This window comes from Acinetobacter sp. F-1 (assembly GCF_022869025.1).
In the GTDB taxonomy this organism is placed as follows: Bacteria; Pseudomonadota; Gammaproteobacteria; order Pseudomonadales; family Moraxellaceae; genus Acinetobacter; species Acinetobacter pseudolwoffii.
In genome coordinates, this window is the sequence record NZ_JAJKFX010000005.1 from 79125 (window position 1) to 97869 (window position 18745).

Annotated in this window: 17 protein-coding genes and 1 pseudogene; 10 read left to right on the top strand and 8 right to left on the bottom strand. The window is 43.8% G+C overall.

Features of this window, described 5'->3' with window-relative positions; genetic code table 11:
* The first annotated feature begins 124 nt into the window (after nucleotides 1-124).
* Complete coding sequence (locus LOZ91_RS06570; protein WP_005097285.1) at nucleotides 125-334, top strand: hypothetical protein; 210 nt, start codon at nucleotides 125-127, stop codon at nucleotides 332-334.
* A gap of 34 nt (nucleotides 335-368) precedes the next feature.
* Here the strand turns inward: LOZ91_RS06570 and LOZ91_RS06575 are convergent, their stop codons facing one another.
* Together LOZ91_RS06575 and LOZ91_RS06580 are read right to left on the bottom strand one after the other, a co-directional pair.
* Entirely contained in the window at nucleotides 369-815 is a 447-nt protein-coding gene (locus tag LOZ91_RS06575) for a universal stress protein (protein WP_005097283.1), read from the bottom strand.
* 135 nt (nucleotides 816-950) lie between these two features.
* On the bottom strand, nucleotides 951-1394 hold the full coding sequence (locus LOZ91_RS06580; RefSeq protein WP_005170452.1) for a universal stress protein: 444 nt from the start codon (nucleotides 1392-1394) through the stop codon (nucleotides 951-953).
* 276 nt (nucleotides 1395-1670) lie between these two features.
* On the opposite strand from LOZ91_RS06580, the gene LOZ91_RS06585 reads away from it, so the two are divergent.
* Entirely contained in the window at nucleotides 1671-2660 is a 990-nt protein-coding gene (locus LOZ91_RS06585) for an alpha/beta hydrolase (protein ID WP_005097281.1), read from the top strand.
* An 84-nt stretch (nucleotides 2661-2744) separates the two neighbouring features.
* Nucleotides 2745-3092 (top strand): SMR family transporter, encoded by a 348-nt coding sequence (locus tag LOZ91_RS06590; RefSeq protein ID WP_244782853.1) that lies wholly within the window; start codon nucleotides 2745-2747, stop codon nucleotides 3090-3092.
* A gap of 59 nt (nucleotides 3093-3151) precedes the next feature.
* Here LOZ91_RS06590 and LOZ91_RS06595 read toward each other — a convergent pair whose 3' ends face one another.
* From LOZ91_RS06595 to LOZ91_RS06610, 4 genes are all read right to left on the bottom strand, one after another.
* Nucleotides 3152-4327, bottom strand: a complete 1176-nt coding sequence (locus LOZ91_RS06595; RefSeq protein WP_244782854.1) for a benzoate/H(+) symporter BenE family transporter — start codon at nucleotides 4325-4327, stop codon at nucleotides 3152-3154.
* A 75-nt stretch (nucleotides 4328-4402) separates the two neighbouring features.
* A complete protein-coding gene (gene leuE, locus LOZ91_RS06600) occupies nucleotides 4403-5059 on the bottom strand; it encodes a leucine efflux protein LeuE (RefSeq protein ID WP_005097277.1) in 657 nt (218 codons plus the stop codon).
* 73 nt (nucleotides 5060-5132) lie between these two features.
* Nucleotides 5133-6110 carry a transaldolase gene (gene tal, locus LOZ91_RS06605; protein WP_005170457.1) on the bottom strand — a complete coding sequence of 326 codons (978 nt, stop codon included), beginning with the start codon at nucleotides 6108-6110 and terminating at the stop codon, nucleotides 5133-5135.
* An 89-nt stretch (nucleotides 6111-6199) separates the two neighbouring features.
* Nucleotides 6200-7090 (bottom strand): LysR family transcriptional regulator, encoded by an 891-nt coding sequence (locus tag LOZ91_RS06610; protein WP_005170459.1) that lies wholly within the window; start codon nucleotides 7088-7090, stop codon nucleotides 6200-6202.
* Nucleotides 7091-7189: 99 nt separating this feature from the next.
* On the opposite strand from LOZ91_RS06610, the gene aceI reads away from it, so the two are divergent.
* Both aceI and LOZ91_RS06620 read left to right on the top strand, forming a co-directional pair.
* Entirely contained in the window at nucleotides 7190-7621 is a 432-nt protein-coding gene (aceI, locus tag LOZ91_RS06615) for a chlorhexidine efflux PACE transporter AceI (protein ID WP_244782855.1), read from the top strand.
* A gap of 173 nt (nucleotides 7622-7794) precedes the next feature.
* Nucleotides 7795-9983, top strand: a pseudogene (locus LOZ91_RS06620) (hypothetical protein).
* Nucleotides 9984-10040: 57 nt separating this feature from the next.
* On the opposite strand, the gene LOZ91_RS06630 reads toward LOZ91_RS06620, so the two are convergent.
* Nucleotides 10041-11558, bottom strand: a complete 1518-nt coding sequence (locus tag LOZ91_RS06630) for an acetyl-CoA C-acetyltransferase (RefSeq protein ID WP_159516011.1) — start codon at nucleotides 11556-11558, stop codon at nucleotides 10041-10043.
* A gap of 240 nt (nucleotides 11559-11798) precedes the next feature.
* Here LOZ91_RS06630 and LOZ91_RS06635 point away from each other — a divergent pair, with 240 nt between their 5' ends.
* The 5 genes from LOZ91_RS06635 (at nucleotide 11799) to dnaX (ending at nucleotide 18291) form a co-directional block, all read left to right on the top strand.
* Nucleotides 11799-13190 (top strand): 3-oxoacyl-ACP reductase, encoded by a 1392-nt coding sequence (locus tag LOZ91_RS06635; RefSeq protein WP_005097268.1) that lies wholly within the window; start codon nucleotides 11799-11801, stop codon nucleotides 13188-13190.
* 148 nt (nucleotides 13191-13338) lie between these two features.
* Nucleotides 13339-14193 carry a MaoC/PaaZ C-terminal domain-containing protein gene (locus LOZ91_RS06640; RefSeq protein ID WP_005170469.1) on the top strand — a complete coding sequence of 285 codons (855 nt, stop codon included), beginning with the start codon at nucleotides 13339-13341 and terminating at the stop codon, nucleotides 14191-14193.
* Between the two features lie 59 nt (nucleotides 14194-14252).
* Nucleotides 14253-15518, top strand: coding sequence for a serine hydrolase domain-containing protein (locus LOZ91_RS06645; protein WP_080633092.1), 1266 nt, complete (start codon nucleotides 14253-14255; stop codon nucleotides 15516-15518).
* A 78-nt stretch (nucleotides 15519-15596) separates the two neighbouring features.
* Nucleotides 15597-16040, top strand: coding sequence for a copper resistance protein NlpE N-terminal domain-containing protein (locus tag LOZ91_RS06650; RefSeq protein WP_034608473.1), 444 nt, complete (start codon nucleotides 15597-15599; stop codon nucleotides 16038-16040).
* Between the two features lie 133 nt (nucleotides 16041-16173).
* A complete protein-coding gene (dnaX, locus tag LOZ91_RS06655; RefSeq protein WP_005097263.1) occupies nucleotides 16174-18291 on the top strand; it encodes a DNA polymerase III subunit gamma/tau in 2118 nt (705 codons plus the stop codon).
* An 8-nt stretch (nucleotides 18292-18299) separates the two neighbouring features.
* On the opposite strand, the gene LOZ91_RS06660 is transcribed toward dnaX, so the two are convergent.
* Nucleotides 18300-18734: a thioesterase family protein gene (locus tag LOZ91_RS06660; protein ID WP_005170474.1), complete on the bottom strand. Its 435-nt coding sequence runs from the start codon at nucleotides 18732-18734 to the stop codon at nucleotides 18300-18302.
* Nucleotides 18735-18745: the final 11 nt, after the last annotated feature.

The window sequence follows — 18745 nt, forward strand, 5'->3', positions numbered from 1 at the left end:
CTGATGCACTATGTGGCAACCAAAGCGTGTACAGTATTGCTATACGGACAAGAGTACTGATTTATTAAGCTGTAAGCAGGGTAAAAGGATCTTAGAGATCCACTTACTGGAGGTCATTTAAGATATGTTAGTGAAAATTGAAGATGGTTTTTATTTAAATAGCCAGCATATTATTGCCGTACATGTCAGCAAGAATCCTGAAAATGGCTTACTTGAAATCTCGATTCAATATACACCTCATTCTGTTCAGCAGGTCGGGGAATACAAGAAAGTATTTCAAAGCCAGCTTGATGCAGAAATCTTCTTGAGTGAGCTGAATCAAAAGCTTCGCTAAAAGCCTGCTCAGCTCAGGCTTTCATCAATACCTGTTATTGTCTGACCACCAGTACTGGAATATCAGAAAGTGCCAGCACATTTTGCGCCACACTGCCCAGCATGAGTTTTTGCAAACCTTTACGGCCATGTGAACCCATAATAATGACATCAGTCGGTGATTCATTTGCAGCCTGTAAGATTCCTTCTGAAGGTGCCATACCATGCAGGATTTTTGTCGTGACCTGTATGCCTTCACGAACAAAGCTCTGTTTCAGGTCATTTAAGCGATCAAGCGCATTTTGTTCTGCATGCATAAAGTAATCTGTGACTGCTGGAGCAACTTTATAAAAATCTACGCCCTTAAAAGGGTCAACCGCAATGACACTGAGTAAGGTGACATGGCTATGAAATACTTTAGCCAGTTCGAGGGCATGTTCTGCAGCAGCATAGGAAATCGAGGACTCATCGAGTGCTACGAGAAGATGATCATAATTATTCATGGTGCTTCCTGATATTTATTATTGCAGTAAGGAGAATAGGGTTTGGGTGGGTGAATCTCCATAACGTACGGTTTGGTTTGAAATCAAATATAGAAAACCGGGTAATGCGCACCTTGAAGATGCGCAAAGCTTTGATTATTTTTTCACGATCAGAACCGGAATTTCACTGGCACCTAAAACATCCTGTGCAAAGCTGCCCAGAATCATTTTCTGGAAGCCTTTACGGCCATGAGAACCCATAACAATCAGGTCTGCTTTTACTTCATCAGCAGTTTTGGCAATGTGTTCGGCATTGACCAGACCTGTGACGATCCGTGACTGAGCTTCAATACCTTCAGTCGCTGCAATCGCAGTGGCTTCTTTCAGGGCATTTTTGGCATTAGCATGCGCCTGTACAAAATATTCCTTCATGATAGATGAGCTGTAATAGAAATCAGCTTCAGTAAAAGGATCTTCTGCAATCAGGCTGATCAGGGAAAGCTGGCCACCAAATGCTTTGGCAATTTTTGCAGCATGTCGTACTGCGGAAAAAGAAATTTCTGAGCCGTCTACCGGAACTAAAATATGCTGATAGGCCATGATTTTTTTACTCCAAATGTTTATTGTTCGCTTCTGATTCATTGATAGCACAGTGACTCTACAGGTGCAATTGCAAAACCTAAAAAAATGAAAAAACTCATTAAATTACAACTATTATTCACATAAAACTGTAAAGAAATGGGCAAATAAATCCGAGCAAAAAACTGGGGATTTTCACCTCTGCTGCCAGAACGAACTGGATTAAGTTTTTGGTTTTTGAGCATTTCAGTTAAACTGCCTGCGCTTGATTTTTATCAATATAGGGAAATTGAAATTGTGAGATATATCGCGGTAAATCTTGTGCTGGTCAGCTCGATGATGTTAGCGGGCTGTCAGAATACCGTACAAAATAGCAGGCTAATTGCCAGTGCCTTCAATATGACCACGGGCCTACAACAAAAAGTGATGGATCGTTATGCTCCTGAAACTGTTCGGGTACAGAACAATATCGTGTACCAGCCGCTACAGGATTTAAGCTTCGATCTATATCAACCGCAGAATATTCAGAATCTAGGCCCGAGACCGACCATTGTCTGGATTCATGGCGGTGGCTGGATTTCAGGTTCCAAGGCACATGCCCGCGGCTATTTTAAGCTATTGGCGGCGCAAGGCTATAACGTGATTTCTGTACAATATCAGTTTGCGCCGCAGGTGACTTATCCGAGTCAACTTCAGCAAATTAATCAGGCGTTGGCATTTATCAACACGCATGCCGAGAACTACTACATTGATGCAGCACAACTGTATTTAGCCGGAGATTCTGCCGGTGCCAATCTGGCCAGTCATTATGCCGCATTGTTGACCAATCCAGAGTTTTCACAACAATCCAATTTCAGTCCAAATATTCAACCAATGCAGCTCAAAGGCTTGATTTTGCATTGTGGTATTTATGATCTACAGGCCTTTGTGCAAAAAGCACCGGATGAAATCAAAATGGTCGAATGGGGCGTTTATAATCTGGTACAGGCTTATACGGGCGACCAGAAAGATGATGTCGAATTTTTAAAGCAGATTTCCCCGATCCAGCATATTTCAAATGCTTATCCGCCGGTGTTCATCAGTGGCGGTAATAAAGACTTTCTGACCGATACTCAGTCCTTGCCTTTTGTAGAGACACTCAAGGCCCGGAATATTGCAGTGACCGAGGTATTTTATCCGGAATCTAAGGCCTGGCTGATTCATGAATACCAGTTTTTTATGGGCAAAAAAGAGAGTCAGCAAACCTTTATTCGCACCCTTGATTTTCTGCACCAGCATTCACTGTAAAATAAGCATTATTTAAAGTTTAATTTTCTATTTTAATTGGCTTGTTATTCAAAGCATGAACACTGAAATTTTGGAGATGGAAAAATGAATCCTGTATCGTGGGCCTACCTGTTACTGGCACTGGCGATTGTCGCCGAAGTCACAGGCTCTACATTTTTAGTAAAATCTGAAGGCTTTAGCAAGTTATGGCCGTCTTTGGCAGTCGTGGTTTTATTCTGTATTGCATTTTATTTATTGTCGCAAGTGATTAAAGTCATTCCATTGGGAATCGCTTATGCCATCTGGGCCGGTGTGGGAATTATTCTGACTGCAATTGTGGGCTATGTACTTTTCAAGCAGACGCTCGATGTGCCTGCACTTATTGGCATTGCACTGATTATTTCCGGTGTACTCGTCATCAACCTTTTTTCCCAGACCGCAGGACATTCGTAAAAGGCAGACATGATCGCTGCGCTTATTTGTCATTCTATTCTAATGATCAGTTATCAATTTTAAGTGACTTGAGGCTTGAGCTTAAATAGAAAATAAACCATTAATCCCAGTAATAGGCCCCAAAAGGCTGAACCAATCCCGAAAAACTGAATATTGGATGCGCTGAATAAAAAGGTCATCAGTGCCGCTTCACGTTCATGGCCTTGCTGAAAAGCCAGCGCGATGTTATGCCCAATGGTGCCGAATAAGGCAATTCCGGCCAGAATAGTAATCAGGATTGCTGGAAATGCCATCAGGACACTGGTCAAGGTCGCTGCAAATAGTCCCATCAAAATATAAAACAGCCCACAACTCATGCCTGCAATATAGCGTTTCTGTGGGTCGGGATGAGCTTGAGTATCCAGACTCACTGCCGCACTGATCGCAGCAAGATTGACACTAAAGCAGCCAAAAGGTGCCAGTATCGCCTGACTTATACCGGTCCAGCCTAAAATACCGTTTACCTTGGGTGGATAGCCATAGCTTTTAATTACTGCCAGTCCGGGTAGATATTGCGAAGCCAGATTGATCACCAACAGTGGTAAAGCCAGCCCTAGAACAGCTTGTAGACTAAATTCAGGTTGGATCCAGACCGGCTGGGCCATACTCCAGTTTAAACTCGGGATTGTAAAATCGATAAAGAAAGGGCAGAGCGCAATTGCGGTAAATACGGTAATCACGATGCTATAGCGTGTGCTGATTTTTTTTGAGATCAGATAAATGGCCAGGACACTGAGTACAAATTTCCAGGACTGTTGCAGGCTACCAAATACTGAAATACCAAATTTTAGCAATACTCCAGCCAGCATGGCACTGGTTAAACTTTGTGGAATAAAATGAAAAATACGCTCAAAAATTCCTAAGAATCCCAGCGCAGCAGTCAACAGTCCACAAATCAGAAACGCACCAATCGCTTCACCGAGGCTGTAATGACCCGCAGACGCAATGATCAAAGCCAGTCCCGCCGTTGACCAGGCAGTAGAAACAGGATACTGATATTTCCAGGACAGCCACAGACCAGAGATACCTATGCCGATTCCCAGTGCCCATAACCAGGAACTGATTTGTGTCGCATTGGCGCCTAAGCTTTGTGCAGCTTCAATCACCAGTACCGCAGAAACACTAATGCCAATCAGGCAGGTAATCAGGCCGGCAATGACCGCAGTAAGAGACAGATCTTGTAATAGTTTTGGCATCGTCCATGACACAATTTTAAAAAGCGTTTAAATCATACGCTTTTCACGTATTTAGACAATATCTGTTTCAAGCTTTTATAAGGTAGAGCTGGCTAGCTTCATCCCAAAACCACAGAATAAAATGCCGACTATGGCCACACAACTGGCTGTCAGTTTGTAATGCTGGTTGAAATAGGAGGCCAGTTTTACCCCTGAGAAAATCAGAATGGACAGATAGGTCATGCTAATCAATTGCAAGATTAAAGCCAACAGAATGAAAGTCAATGCTGGATAAGGATAGCGAGGATCGACAAATTGCACAAAAAATGACAGATAAAACAGAATCGCTTTTGGATTTAAAATACTGATGGTCAATGCAGTACGAAATGGCTGAATAGACGAAGCTTTAGCATCAGCCGCATTCATCTGCGGAATCGTCACTTTTTCTGTTGGACGAATGGTTTTATAGGCGGCAATTAATAACTTCATCCCCAGATAACTCAGGTAGATGGCGCCGATAATCTTCAAAGTAATAAACAGGATTGGAAAAGCATGCAATAAAGATGCAGCCCCCAAAGCAGTACATAAAATCAGAATCATGTCACCGGTATACACTCCCAGAGCACCTAAATAACCTGTCTTGATACCAAAACGTGAGGCAATGGACATGACATAAAGGGAATTGGGGCCGGGCAAGAGCACAATTAAGGTGGTACCAATGATAAAGGTACTGAGATCTGTAATACCAAACACGAAGAATTCGCACAAGAAAAAGCCGATGCGGCATTATAGCAACATCGGCTGGTAAAATTTCTAAGATTTTAGCTTAGCTTTCAACGGGATTGAGAAAGGTTTGACCTAATAGCGCAGCCAGTTGCTCACGCGCTTTGATGAAACCCTGAATACCGCCTTGTAACAGTTCACTGGCCATTTGATCCTGCTTCAGCTGTTCCAGAAATGCTGCCTGACTGATCGGACTCAGTTCACCCTGCACAGTAATAGCTGTCGCTGAAAGTTGCGGCTGAACTTTACGTTGATCATGGTTCAGTTCTGCCAGTAGATTTGGTGCAACGGTAAGAAGGTCACAACCGCTCAAGCCCAAGACCTGATCGATACTGCGGAAGCTGGCGCCCATAATTTCGGTTTGAATGCCATGGGCTTTATAAAACTCATAAATACTTTTAACCGATAACACGCCAGGATCTTTTTCGATTGGATAAGCATCCACACCTTCAGCCTTCTTGTACCAGTCCAGAATCCGGCCAACAAAAGGTGAAATTAAAGTAACTTTGGCATCAGCGCAGGCATGGGCCTGATGCTGGCCAAATAACAGGGTCAGGTTGGTATGAATGCCTTCTTCTTCTAAGGTTCTTGCGGCCTGAATGCCTTCCCAGGTTGATGCAATCTTGATCAGGATGCGATCGGAGTCAATCCCATACTGCGCATATAGTGCCAGTAACTCTTTGGCTTTTGCGATGGTGGCAGCAGTATCAAAAGACAGGGACGCATCGACTTCAGTCGAAACACGCCCTTCAATTAATTTCAAGATTTCAACGCCGAATTTGACGGTCAAAATATCAATGGTACGTTCAATTAGGGCATCATCCGCATAGCCTTCCTGCTGCGCCTGCTGATAGGCCGCTTCAATCAGGGCCTTGTTCTCAACTTGACTGGCCGCTGCTGTAATCAGTGATGGATTGGTGGTTGCATCCAGAGGACGAAATTTTTCAATTGCGCTCAAGTCACTGCTATCCGCCACAATTGTGGTCAAGTTTTTTAATTGGTCTAATGCGGTTAATGTCATTACGATCTAGTTCTATGGTTATTGCTTATGCATACTTTTATATCATAAACCCTGTATTTACCAAGTAGACTGAAGTGGTGTTTCTGTGATTATTTGCTACTTTTACGCTGATTTCGCAGATGATTAATCAAAAAATGAGCAGCTGTGCCCAAGTTGCTTTCCCGACTCCAGACCAGATCGATAAAATATTCAAACTTTGGGGTGAAATCGAGCAGATTCAGCACTTGCAGATTTTGCTGTAAATTCGGCTGTTTTTTTAGCATTTCCTGCGGGAGAACACCCCAACCCAAACCCTGTTGAATCATGCTACAGGCAGAATGATGATTGTCAGTGCGCCAGTAATGACGGGAATATAATAATTCAGGTTTAATATTACGGTCACGGCTCGCCACCACAATTTGACGGCTATTTAGAATTTGTTCAAAGCTGACCTGATCGTATTGACTCAGTACATGCTGCTTGGCTGCGACAGGAATCAAGACTTCACGCTTTAATTCCACAAACTGTTCACGTGCATCGAGTTGTTCCCGCTCAAACATTAATGCCAGTTGTGCGCTACCATCCAAGAGCATCTGTTGCGCATCTTCCTGAGGTGCACCAAAGACATTAATCTGAAGCTCGGGAAATTGCTGTTCCACCAGAACGACATAATCAGTCCAGCGCGTATGCAGTAATTCAGAAACGATGACGATATTCAGTTCAGACTCCAGGCCTGAACTTAGGGCAAGCGCATGCTGTTTCCACTGATTCATTTCGATTAACAGCTGTTCTGTTCTTTCATACAGTGTCTGTGCCTGCTCCGTTGGCACAGGTTCACGCCCAATACGCTGGAACAGTTGCAGATTCAGATCAATTTCTAAATTCGCAATTGACATGCTAATGGCAGAGGGAACTTTTCCCAATTTTCGTGCAGCTGCAGAGAATGAACCGGTTTCCATCACAGTTTTAAATACAGTGAGTTGTTCCTGATTAATATTCATGTAATCTTATCTATCAATTTTATTGAAATATTCTAACTCGATTAATCAGTTTAAAGAACATAATATGCGCGATTATTGATAAAAAACCGAGTAATGAAAATGTTGATTTCCAAAAGACGACTTGTGCATGCGCTTAGCTATGAAGTCATCCTGTTGGTGATCATTGCGATAGCTTTGAGTCTTATTTTTAATATGCCGCTAGAAGTCACAGGTGCACTGGGAATTGTGATGGCCGTGACCTCTGTCATCTGGAATATGCTGTTTAATCATTATGTCGAAAAATTTGAAGCGAAACGTCAACTGAAACGAACGATTCGAGTGCGTATTTTACATGCGATTGGCTTTGAAGGTGGTTTAATGCTCGCCACCATTCCAATGGTGGCCTATGCGATGAACATGGGACTATGGCAGGCGATTGTGCTCGATTTTAGCCTGACCTTGTGTATTCTGGTATATACCTTTATTTTTCAGTGGTGTTATGATTCGATAGAAGAAATGCTTGGATATCAGCCTGAGCATCGAAAAATATAATAAGAAAAGCATAGAAAAAAATAAAGCACAGCTAATGTTACTTGTGCTTTATGTGGGGAATCTAGTAAACAGCAGTATTTCTTTGACACATAGCACACTTATTCGACTTTGTATTCATCTTAAACCCCTTTATAAGAGCAGAAGTTTTTATGCATTTGCATCTAAGGGGAATTATGAAGTTAAAATATAGCTTGTTGAGTTTAAGCATTGCCTTACTCATGACTGCTTGTGGCGGCGGTGGTGGTGAGAATGACAGCCATGCATCTAAGCCTGGGTCAGGTACGGTTGGCTCTAATCCATCAACAGGAAATAATGCTCAATTTACCAAAATTTCAGAATTTAAAGTCTTGGATGTGGGTTCGGAACTTACTGCTCAAGATTTCGGTTTAAGTACATGGAATCCTACAGCCCTGGTACGAACTGGTGATGTATTGTATATCGCCAATAGCCAATCAGAATCAAAAATTTTACGTTATGATTTAAAACAAAAACGTGCGCTGAGTGCAATTGACCCATTAAAAATTGAAGGCTTAGCAAAAAAATGGGACAGTCTTGCAGATATCGAAATCCATGCAGAACGCTTATATGTGGCCAGTTATGGTTCTAACCGTGTCGATATTCTAGATATTTCACAGCCTCAACCGAGCTTTGTGATGGCGCTAGGAACTGGCGTTTGGTGGGGCGATACAGTGAACCATGCTTTAGTTCACAGTAATGCTGTTACCGCAGATGACCGCTATATCTATGTCCCCGATATCGAAGGTCGTATTAATGTCTGGCGTCAAAGCGATGCTATTGCACAAAACCATTTAAAAGCGAAAAAGTTTGCTCGGCTCAGTCTTCCTGATTGTGGTCGTAACTGTAATGCACGTATGGAAGTCATGCGAGATCATCTGTATACCAGCCTTCCAAACGGTAAAACTTATGTGCATGACATTAACCAAATTCGTGAAAATGACACTCACATTGCACCTATTTTGACAGAGTCAAATCTTGCGACCCTTTTGCACCGTCATGATGACGGTACTGTGTATACCGCAAGGAATGATGGTTCGATAGCAACATATCCTACTCAGGAATTTGGCTTAAAATCAATTCTGCCAAAGCACAATATCGACCAATTCAAAAAATATATCCTGAAAGGGCAAGCTGAAAGCAGTCATATCGAAAGAGCAGGTGATGTTGCGGTGTATGGCCAACAGTTGATTCATTTGTCTAATCAAAGGGTTAAGCTCTTGCCAATGGTCACATTACAGCAAAATAAGACCAAACAGCTGAGTTCTGCATTATTGTTGACTGAATCTAAAGCACAAAGTCAAACACTTGTATTGCAAGATGGTGAATCTTGGGAGGCGCTGACCAATAGTGCTGAACGTCATGTGTATATGAATCGGATTTTATCGGCAGAGCTGAGTAGCAACGCTTTAACGCTTAAAAGTTATAGCGCTGTTCCTGTTCGAAATTTACAAATTCGCGCCAAAATCCGTCATTCAGATGATTGGGTTATACTTGCAGATTTAGATGAGCTTACGCCATTTTCCACTGCAAAATTTAATATTAAATTGAATGATCAATCCCGCTTGCAGATGGCAGTGGTTCAATTCAGTTGGCAGGTTTAAGTCAGACCACGCTGATACCAAGTGATATTTTCGATTTACATGTGACTTCTGAAACAGACGAGCATGTGAAAAAGCTCAATAAAATTCAGGCAAAATGGAAAATCTATTTTGGTAAATATGACGAACCAGGCAAATGGTGTCGAGTAACGCCTGTCTATGCGCGTGAATGGGTCATCATGATGACGAACTTAGCATACATGCTCAGTACCCCTGAATTTGAAAACCTCTGGTTTAATCATAAAGCAGTGATGGGCCATGATTTCTTTGGTAATGCAGGTCAAGTCGATGGGCCACACGGTATTTATATGCCTGAAGACTATGTTCGTATCTACAAAGAGATTTTAAATCGTAACGAGATTAATCTTGGTATTACCAATATGGGTGGTGGTCTTGGTGGCGGTACCGTGCTGGGTGTCGATACTTGGCTATTCTATGGTCACTATCGTTTATCAGGTTTTCGTATTATTGCGCATGAATTCGGACATCATTGGGGGGGACATAATAGCGCATGGGCGATGTCATCACATGGCTTCGAGCCGATGGTGGATTGGTTGAACTTCTACTTCCAGCGCCGTCCTGGTTCACTGCCTTATATGGATCCAAATGTTAACGCATTCCACCTCACTCCCGATGCAGCGCTGTGCCAGGGGGTTAATCAAAACATTGTGAGGGGTGTAGCATCAACAGCACCTTGGAATAAAGTTGACGAATACTTTAAAAATAATCCAATGCCAATACAGTAGGTAAAAGGTATAAAAAAGCTCCTCAATCGAGGAGCTTTTTTGAATCAAGGTAGCAGCTTATTTTTCAATAATCGCTGTAACACCCTGACCACCGGCAGCACAGATCGATACCAGTACACGACCTGAACCTTTTTGAGCAATCAGTTTGGCTGCCGTCGCAATAATACGACCACCAGTTGCTGCAAAGGGATGACCGGCTGCAAGTGATGAGCCTTTCACGTTCAGTTTTACACGGTCAATTGAACCGAGTGGCGCATCCAGACCTAAACGCTCTTTACAGAATGCTGGATCTTCCCATGCCTTTAAAGTAGACAGCACTTGAGAAGCAAATGCTTCATGAATTTCATAATAGTCGAAGTCCTGAAGTTTTAGGCCCGCACGTTCCAGCATGCGAGGAACAGCATAAGCAGGTGCCATCAATAAACCTTCTTTCTTCTCGACGAAATCAACTGCTGCAGTTTCCTGAAAAGTCAGATAAGCCAAAACTTCATGACCATTGGCTTTTGCCCATTCTTCAGACGCTAGCAGAACGCAAGAAGCACCATCTGTCAGTGGGGTAGAGTTACCCGCAGTCATGGTACGCGCATCGCCCTTACCAAACGCAGGTTTAAGCTTCGCCAGTTTCTCGACTGAAGAATCAGCACGCAGGTTATTGTCACGCTCTAAACCCAGGAATGGCGTGATCAGATCATCAAAGAAACCTTCTTCATAAGCTGCTGCCATTTTCTGGTGTGAAGATGCAGCAAGTTCATCTTGCGCTTCACGGGAAATACCCCATTCCAGTGTGGTAATCGCCTGATGATCACCCATAGACAAGCCAGTACGTGGCTCACCATTTTTAGGTGCGTCCATCAATTCTTTGACATTAATTTTGGTCAAGGCTTTTAAACGGTCTTTGGCAGTTTTGGCAATGTTCAATTCAAGCAGCGCTTTACGCAAGCCGTCACCCAATGCAATGGGCGCATCAGAGGTGGTATCTACACCACCGGCGATTCCTACTTCAATTTGGCCCAGTGCAATCTTGTTTGCCACTAAAAATGCAGCTTGTAAACCCGTACCACACGCCTGCTGGATATCATAAGCTGGGGTTTCTGGTGCCAGTGCCGTATCCAGAACACATTCACGAGTCAGGTTAAAGTCACGGCTATGCTTCAGGACAGCACCTGCAACCACTTCACCGACACGTTGACCTTGCAGATTAAAGCGCTCTACCAGACCATTTAATGCTGCGGTCAGCATGTCCGAGTTAGAGGCAGTAAAATAGGCACCATTCGAACGTGCAAATGGAATACGGTTGCCACCAAGAATAGCAACGCGGCGAACTGTGTTTTGGCTCATATTATTATCCTGTTGAACAGAAGGCTGTGTTTTTGAAACTGAATCTGTTTGAGTTGATGTCGTCTGACTGCTACTGCTCGCTGTACGACGGGTACGCGGAGTTTTAGCCGGACTTTTAGCTGCAGCAGCGGCTGTATCCGTGTTTTTAGTGCTACGCTTAGCACGCGTTGATGATTTTGACACAGCTGGAGATGCGGAATTCTCGACTGCTGGATTTTCTTGAGTTGTTTTGCTCATAAGGCTTTTCCAAGCAAATTGATCGTCTTCTTGTGGCTTACATTAGCATAGATGAGTATATGCTGTATTGACTACAATGACATTGCAGACTGCGCTCAGGTCAAGTCATCTGCCAGATATCTCAAGTATGATTGGGTAGAATCTGGTAGATCTATTGCAATATAAGTATCTGGCATTATATTGAAGTTAAAGGATAACTTTAGATCGATCAAAAATTAATTTGTATGAGAGATAATAAACATGACTGATCAGTACCAAAATTTCGCAAAATCTCCTATTGGTAAATTTGTCATTAAAAATCTGGGCCTGCCATCCCCAATTTCCCTAGACCGTTTCGAGTCTGCAACGCCAGTGGTAAAAGGCGCTGTGTTATTCGGTGCTGCACCTGCGAGTGTATTGACCGGTTCTATTGCTCAGGTGCTGGCAAATATTCATGCCAATAGCTATGCAGGCAATAATGCGGAACTGCAACAGGCAGCGGCGAAATCGGGTCTGAACCTGAATGCATTTAATACTGGCGATAAAGAATCCAAGTTTAAAGTGGTTATTTTTGATGCTTCTGGTATTGAAAATTCAGAGCAGTTGAAATCACTTTATGAATTCTTTAATCCGATTGCGCGTCAGATTCAAAGTTCTGGTCGTGTGGTCGTGATCGGCACAACACCTGAATCTGCAAAATCTGTGAGTCAGGCCATTGCACAACGTGCGCTCGAAGGTTTTGTCAAATCTGTGGGCAAAGAATTTAAAAAGGGTATTGCAGCCAACCTGATTTATGTCGATGCAGGTGCCGAAGCCAATCTTGAGTCTGTGCTACGTTTTGCAATTTCTCCACGCTCTGCCTATGTGTCTGGTCAGGTTATTCGTGTATCGGCAGCAGCACAAGTAGACTTGGACTGGAGTAAGCCACTGGCAGGAAAAACGGCAGTAGTAACTGGAGCAAGCCGTGGTATTGGTGAGGCGATTGCTCATGTGCTGGCACGTGATGGCGCACATGTGATTTGTCTGGATGTCCCACAACAGCAGGCAGATCTGGATCGTGTCGCTGGTGAAATTGGCGGCTCTACACTAGCGATTGACATTACTGCAGCCGATGCGGGTGAGAAAATCAAACAGGCGGCAGCGGCGCAGGGTGGTCTGGATATTATCGTGCATAATGCCGGGATTACCCGCGACAAGACTTTGGCCAATATGAAGCCTGAGCTTTGGGATCTGGTCATTAACATCAACCTGTCAGCAATTGAACGCGTCAATGATTACTTGCTCTGCAACGATGGTCTAAATGCAAATGGTCGCATTATCTGTGTATCTTCTATTTCAGGTATTGCAGGTAATCTGGGTCAAACCAACTATGCAGCCTCTAAAGCAGGTGTAATTGGTGTGGTGAAATTCACAGCACCGACATTAAAAAATGGTATAACCATTAATGCTGTGGCACCGGGTTTTATTGAAACGCAAATGACAGCAGCAATTCCATTTGCCATCCGTGAAGCTGGACGCCGTATGAATTCCATGAGTCAGGGTGGTCATCCTGTTGATGTGGCAGAAGCGATTGCGATGTTTGCCTCGACTGCCTCTTCAGGTTTGAATGGCAATGTGGTGCGTGTGTGTGGTCAGAGCCTGTTAGGGGCTTAATTTAGAATCCCCCTAAATCCTTCTTTGCAAAAGAGGGGACTACTCCTCCCTTTGTTAAAGGGAGGTTGGGAGGGATTTATTTAAAAAGATATTCTTCCTTCTTTTAAAAAGAAGGACGTCATAAAGATAAATATTCCAAAGGTTCAGTATGAATACTCGCCATTTTAGTCAACTTCCAAAACCTTATTTAGCCTATCCAAAAGTGATTCAGGGCTTGATTTTTAAAAAGCCAAAAGCTGAAAAAGTTCTACCGCAAGTTGAATATGTGGTGGATTCATTCAAGGTCGATCAAAAGCATCTGAAAGCCTATAATGAAGTTTGTGGTTTTAAAAATAATGGCTATATTCCAGCCATTTATCTAACAGTTCTTTCACAAAGCCTGCAAATGCATATGATGACGGCTGAAGCTTTTCCTTTTCCGGTTCTCGGTCTGGTGCATATCCGCAATCAGGTCAAACAGTATCGTAAAATCGGAGTCAATGAATCTCTCACATTGTCTTGCAAGTTTGGTGAATTGCAGCCGCATGATAAAGGTGTACAGTTTGATTTCATCACCACAGTAAAAGTCGGTGATGAAGTGGTGGTGGAAGCCTTGACCACTTATCTGTCCCGTCAAAAGAGTAAAGGCAAAGCTGCAGCCAAAATCGTCGAAAACAAGACACCCGATTATGAGCTGAATGCTGAATGGGAAATTCTAGAAAATACGGGTCGCCGTTATGCCATGACATCCGGCGACTTTAACCTGATTCATATTCATGCCCTAATGGCTAAGGCATTCGGATTTAAACAGGCGATTGCGCATGGTATGTGGACCAAGGCTAAAGCTTTGTCCAGCCTGGCATTGCCCGATGCCTATGAAGCAGATGTCTGGTTTAAACTGCCCTTATATCTGCCTTCCAAAGTGCAATTCTTAACCGCGAAAGCAGCTAATGATACGGAAATCCTGATTCGTAATAGCAAAAATCAGAAGCCGCATGTCACAGGAACTGTGACCGCAATTTAAAGTACGATAAAAGCCTGAACCTGATTTAGGCTTTTTTGTTTTTAAGAAATCAATATTCTATGGATAGAATGATGCAGCCACTCAAAGATTATTTATTTGCGGATACAGCCCATTACCAAGGAACGGTAAATGAAAATTTCCGTGACCTTGCCCGTCAGTTTAGTCGCCTACAGCATGCTCGCACAGAGCAGGGTGGTGCGGCACTTGTTGTCTATTTTCAGGGACAAAAAGTCGTCGATATTTATACCGGGAAAAAATCGGAATCTGAGGCTTGGCAAACCGATACCATGTCGCTGTGTTATTCGACGGGCAAAGGTGTGCTGGCGACACTGGCACATATTCTGGCCAGTCAGGGCCTGGTTGATTATGACCAGCCTGTTGCAGAATATTGGCCTGAATTTGCGCAAAACGGTAAAGAAAATATTACTCTGGCGCATATGCTGAGTCATCAAAGCGGATTGTTTGATATCCGTAATATCATTGCCGACGCCACTGAAATGGCCGACTGGCCGCAGATGCTAGACCGAATTGCCGCGGCTGAACCACGTTTTCAAGTTGCAACAGATGCGGCCTATCAACCGCTGACCTTTGGCTGGCAGGTCGGTGGTGCATTAGAAAAAGCGACAGCTAAAACTTTAACTGAACTGATGCAGGCATATCTGGTTCAGCCTTTGATGTTGAATGGTGCTTATTTCAGTGTGCCGACCAATGAATTAGCTCGGGTAGCACTGCCGATTTTTAAAGCTAAAGCAGCCAAGTCTCAATCGCAGCCTGCGAAAAAAACAGGATCAAGAAAACCGAATCTGATGGAGCGGGCTTTGATTTGGAGTGGACAAGATCCGCAGGATTTTCAGGATGCGATGATTCCCAAAGGAATGAGGAATTTCAGTTTCTTTAGTGAGCAAGGCCTGCAAGCAATCATTCCATCCGCCAATGGAGTATTTACCGCAGAGAGTCTGGCAAAAATTTATGCCATGCTGGCCAACCGCGGCGAATGGCAAGGACAGCAATTGATCTCGCCTGAAGTTTTTCAGCGTCTCAGTCAGATTCAATGCAAAAAACGCGATCGAGTCATGCCTTTGCCGATGCACTGGCGATTGGGTTATCATCGGGTGCTTACTTTAGGTAAAGCTTCGCAAGGTTTTGGTCATATGGGCTTTAATGGTTCGGGAGCCTGGTGTGACCCTGAGCGCAATTTAAGTTTTGCCTATACCCATAATTTCCCGACAGGTTCATTGACCGGAGATTATCGTCTGTGGGGTTTGACACAGGAAACCTTACGCTGTGCTGATGCCGTCCTGACTGGACGTAAAGGTTGGCGCTAAATATCCCTGATTGGGGAGTTTAGTAAAGTCCTTAAAATATGTTATTTTGGCGTGACTCCCAGTCTGTGGTATGAAGTGATGAAAAAAGTGCTGATGATTCCTCTGGTCGCAAGCAGTGCCTTGTTTGGCTGCCAGGATCAAAACCAATCGACGGCAAATACTGCTATTGAGGCTAAAGCTCAGATTCCTGCCTGGGTCGGGAATTATCAGGGCACCACACCCTGTATGGGATGTTTTTCAAGTTGTGACGATTGTCCGGGTATGGCTGTTGCTTTGAGCTTGCATGATGATCGGACTTTTACGTTATCACGTGAAAGCTTGAGTGGGCATAACCCGATTGAAACCATTACTGGGCCGATTCGTTTTCAGGATGATACGCAACAAAAGATTGAACTGCTGAATGTCGATACCCGCAATCTGGTTTATGTGGATCTGAAAAAGCAGGTTCTGGAAATTCGTGAAGATCAAACAGGCAAACGCTACCAGATGCAAAGTGACTTTATCCTGTTTGAATCGGTCTGATTTTAAGAAAATATATGTTTTATATCCCTTTTTCAATGATTTTGATCAAGGGATTTTTATTGTTTATAAACCGGCATTCATTTCACTATTTACTAAAAAAACAGTATGCTTAGACCTGTAAAAAGGAGCATACATGTATCAAGTACTTGCGCGAAAATACCGTCCTCGTAATTTTAATGAATTGGTGGGGCAAAACCATGTTTCACGTGCTTTAACCAGCGCGCTCGAACGTGGCCGTTTGCACCATGCCTATTTGTTTACAGGAACGCGTGGTGTCGGAAAAACCACGATTGCACGTATTTTGGCGAAGTGCTTGAACTGTGAGACCGGTATCACCTCGACACCGTGTGAAGTCTGTGCGACTTGTAGCGCCGTCAACGAAGGACGCTTTATCGATTTGATCGAAATCGATGCGGCCTCACGCACCAAGGTTGAAGATACTCGCGAGCTGCTCGACAATGTGCCTTATGCACCGACTCAAGGTCGTTTTAAAGTTTACCTGATTGATGAAGTGCACATGCTGTCCACGCATTCTTTCAATGCTTTATTAAAGACTCTGGAAGAGCCACCTGCGCACGTCAAGTTCCTGTTTGCTACGACCGACCCACAAAAGCTGCCAATTACAGTAATTTCACGCTGTTTGCAGTTTACTTTGCGCCCATTGGCTGTTGATGAAATTACCGAGCATCTGGCCCAGATTTTAGGCCAAGAAAGTATTCAGTCGGATCAGGATGCCATCTGGCAAATTGCCGAATCTGCTCAAGGTTCTTTGCGTGATGCCTTGTCTCTGACCGATCAGGCGATTGCCTATGGTCAGGGTGCGATTCAGCATCAGGATGTCAAAGACATGCTGGGCTTGATTGACCGGACCATTATTTATGATCTGATTCTGGCGATTCACCAGAACCAGAAAGCACAGGTCAGTCAGTTGTTGCTGCAATTCCGTCAGCAGGCTTTGGATGTGTCACTGGTTTTAGATCAGTTAATTTCGACTTTGCATGAACTGGCTTTATTACAATATCTGCCAGATTTAAGTCTGAAATATAGTGCTGAAATCAATCAAAAGATTATGCAATTATCCGGTTTGATTTCGGCGCAGGATTTGCAACTGTATTATCAAGTCGCATGTAAAGGACGCGCTGATTTACAGTTGGCGGTGACTCAGGAACAAGGTTTTGAGATGACGGTGCTACGCTTATTGGCATTCCGTCCCTTACAGCCAAGCGAGGTTCCAGTCGTTCATGAAGCCGCAACTCAACCAATAGCAGCTTCTCCTACACGTCTACAACAGCCCATTCAGACACAATTGCAGTCTGAAACAGTCACAGCAAAAACATTTGAAGCGGAACCGACCTTCGATGATTTCTCTCTGGACGATGAGACGGATGAGGAAGCTTATACGCCATCAATGCCTGAACCATCTTCAGATGATTTTCTCCATGAAGAAAAGTCCACTAATGATCATGCACCTGAGCCTGTTCAACAGGGAGTAATTCAGACAGCGATTGAGGAAGTACAGTCTAGTGATCAGATCGTTTTTGATCCAAATGACGACAAAGGCCTGTTTGGTTTTGATGAAATCGAGAGTAGCGTAGAAGCACCGGCGACAAGCAGCAGCTCGGATGATTTCCTGCTTGAAGAGTTTATTCCTGTAGATGCTGTTACTCATGTCGAAGCAGCACAAGAAATATCTGCTGATGAGGAATTTAGTCTTGCCTCACCGGAATTGGAACTTTCACAGGAAACGATTGCTCAGCCTGTGATTGAAGAAGTCGCTCCGATTCAGACTGCGCTACCGGATGACATTTCCCAAGATTTAAATACGCAGAATCTGATGCCACAGGATATTTTAAAAATCCCTGAGCAAATGTTAGAGGGTGAGTGGAGCGTCGAAAAATGGGAATACTGGTTCCGTAACAGCCAGCTTTCTCCAGCAGTGCAGGAACTGGCACAGTATGGTGTCATGAGCGGACAGATTAATGGTCAATCCGTTTTTCATATCCCTGAGCAATACCAGCAACTTTTGACACAACTGCAACATACTCTGGAAGCTGCTTTACAACAGCAGTGGCCGCAAACTCATTTCCAGGTGAAATTTGAAAGTGTGGACCAGCTAACACCCTATACCATGCAGCATCAGCGGAAGGCTCGTGCCTTTAAACGCGCTGAAGAGCTGTTACAGGCTGAACCTGCGGTACGTGACCTGTTGCAGCAGTTCGATGGTGAATTGCAAAATATTCAGCTGAAATAGACTGGATTTTAAGGCACAACAAATCGAGATAAGGCATCCCGCATTTCGGCTGAAATCGGGGTGCTTTTTCGTGTCTCACGATCGACAAATACATGAACAAAATTACCCTGAGCTGCAGCTGTATCCGAATTGCGTTTAAAAATGGCCAGATCGTAGCTCAGTGATGAATTTCCCATGCTTTCAATGGCCACGCCCACTTCAATAATTTCCGGATAAGACAGTTCCTGATTAAACTGGCAGTTGGAGCTGACCACCAGCCCAATCATCGGAGAGTATTTCGGATCAAAGGCCGCTTCCTGAATCAGCAGGGCATTGGCTGCGGTGTCAAAATAACTGTAATAAGTCACATTGTTGACGTGGCCATACAGGTCATTGTCTGCCCAGCGGGTCTGAATGGGCAAGAAAAAGGCATAGTGTTCGCGTTGTTTGATCGTGGCTTTCATCAGGATTCGCT

What these genes read in the sequence shown, in the direction of transcription:
- LOZ91_RS06570 (WP_005097285.1), top strand. Translation starts at nt 125, where the DNA reads ATGTTAGTGAAAATTGAAGATGGTTTTTATTTAAATAGCCAGCATATT.
- LOZ91_RS06575 (WP_005097283.1), bottom strand. Translation starts at nt 815, where the DNA reads ATGAATAATTATGATCATCTTCTCGTAGCACTCGATGAGTCCTCGATT.
- LOZ91_RS06580 (WP_005170452.1), bottom strand. Translation starts at nt 1,394, where the DNA reads ATGGCCTATCAGCATATTTTAGTTCCGGTAGACGGCTCAGAAATTTCT.
- LOZ91_RS06590 (WP_244782853.1), top strand. Translation starts at nt 2,745, where the DNA reads ATGAATCCTGTATCGTGGGCCTACCTGTTACTGGCACTGGCGATTGTC.
- LOZ91_RS06595 (WP_244782854.1), bottom strand. Translation starts at nt 4,327, where the DNA reads ATGCCAAAACTATTACAAGATCTGTCTCTTACTGCGGTCATTGCCGGC.
- tal (WP_005170457.1), bottom strand. Translation starts at nt 6,110, where the DNA reads ATGACATTAACCGCATTAGACCAATTAAAAAACTTGACCACAATTGTG.
- LOZ91_RS06610 (WP_005170459.1), bottom strand. Translation starts at nt 7,090, where the DNA reads ATGAATATTAATCAGGAACAACTCACTGTATTTAAAACTGTGATGGAA.
- aceI (WP_244782855.1), top strand. Translation starts at nt 7,190, where the DNA reads ATGTTGATTTCCAAAAGACGACTTGTGCATGCGCTTAGCTATGAAGTC.
- LOZ91_RS06630 (WP_159516011.1), bottom strand. Translation starts at nt 11,558, where the DNA reads ATGAGCAAAACAACTCAAGAAAATCCAGCAGTCGAGAATTCCGCATCT.
- LOZ91_RS06635 (WP_005097268.1), top strand. Translation starts at nt 11,799, where the DNA reads ATGACTGATCAGTACCAAAATTTCGCAAAATCTCCTATTGGTAAATTT.
- LOZ91_RS06640 (WP_005170469.1), top strand. Translation starts at nt 13,339, where the DNA reads ATGAATACTCGCCATTTTAGTCAACTTCCAAAACCTTATTTAGCCTAT.
- LOZ91_RS06645 (WP_080633092.1), top strand. Translation starts at nt 14,253, where the DNA reads ATGGATAGAATGATGCAGCCACTCAAAGATTATTTATTTGCGGATACA.
- LOZ91_RS06650 (WP_034608473.1), top strand. Translation starts at nt 15,597, where the DNA reads ATGAAAAAAGTGCTGATGATTCCTCTGGTCGCAAGCAGTGCCTTGTTT.
- dnaX (WP_005097263.1), top strand. Translation starts at nt 16,174, where the DNA reads ATGTATCAAGTACTTGCGCGAAAATACCGTCCTCGTAATTTTAATGAA.
- LOZ91_RS06660 (WP_005170474.1), bottom strand. Translation starts at nt 18,734, where the DNA reads ATGAAAGCCACGATCAAACAACGCGAACACTATGCCTTTTTCTTGCCC.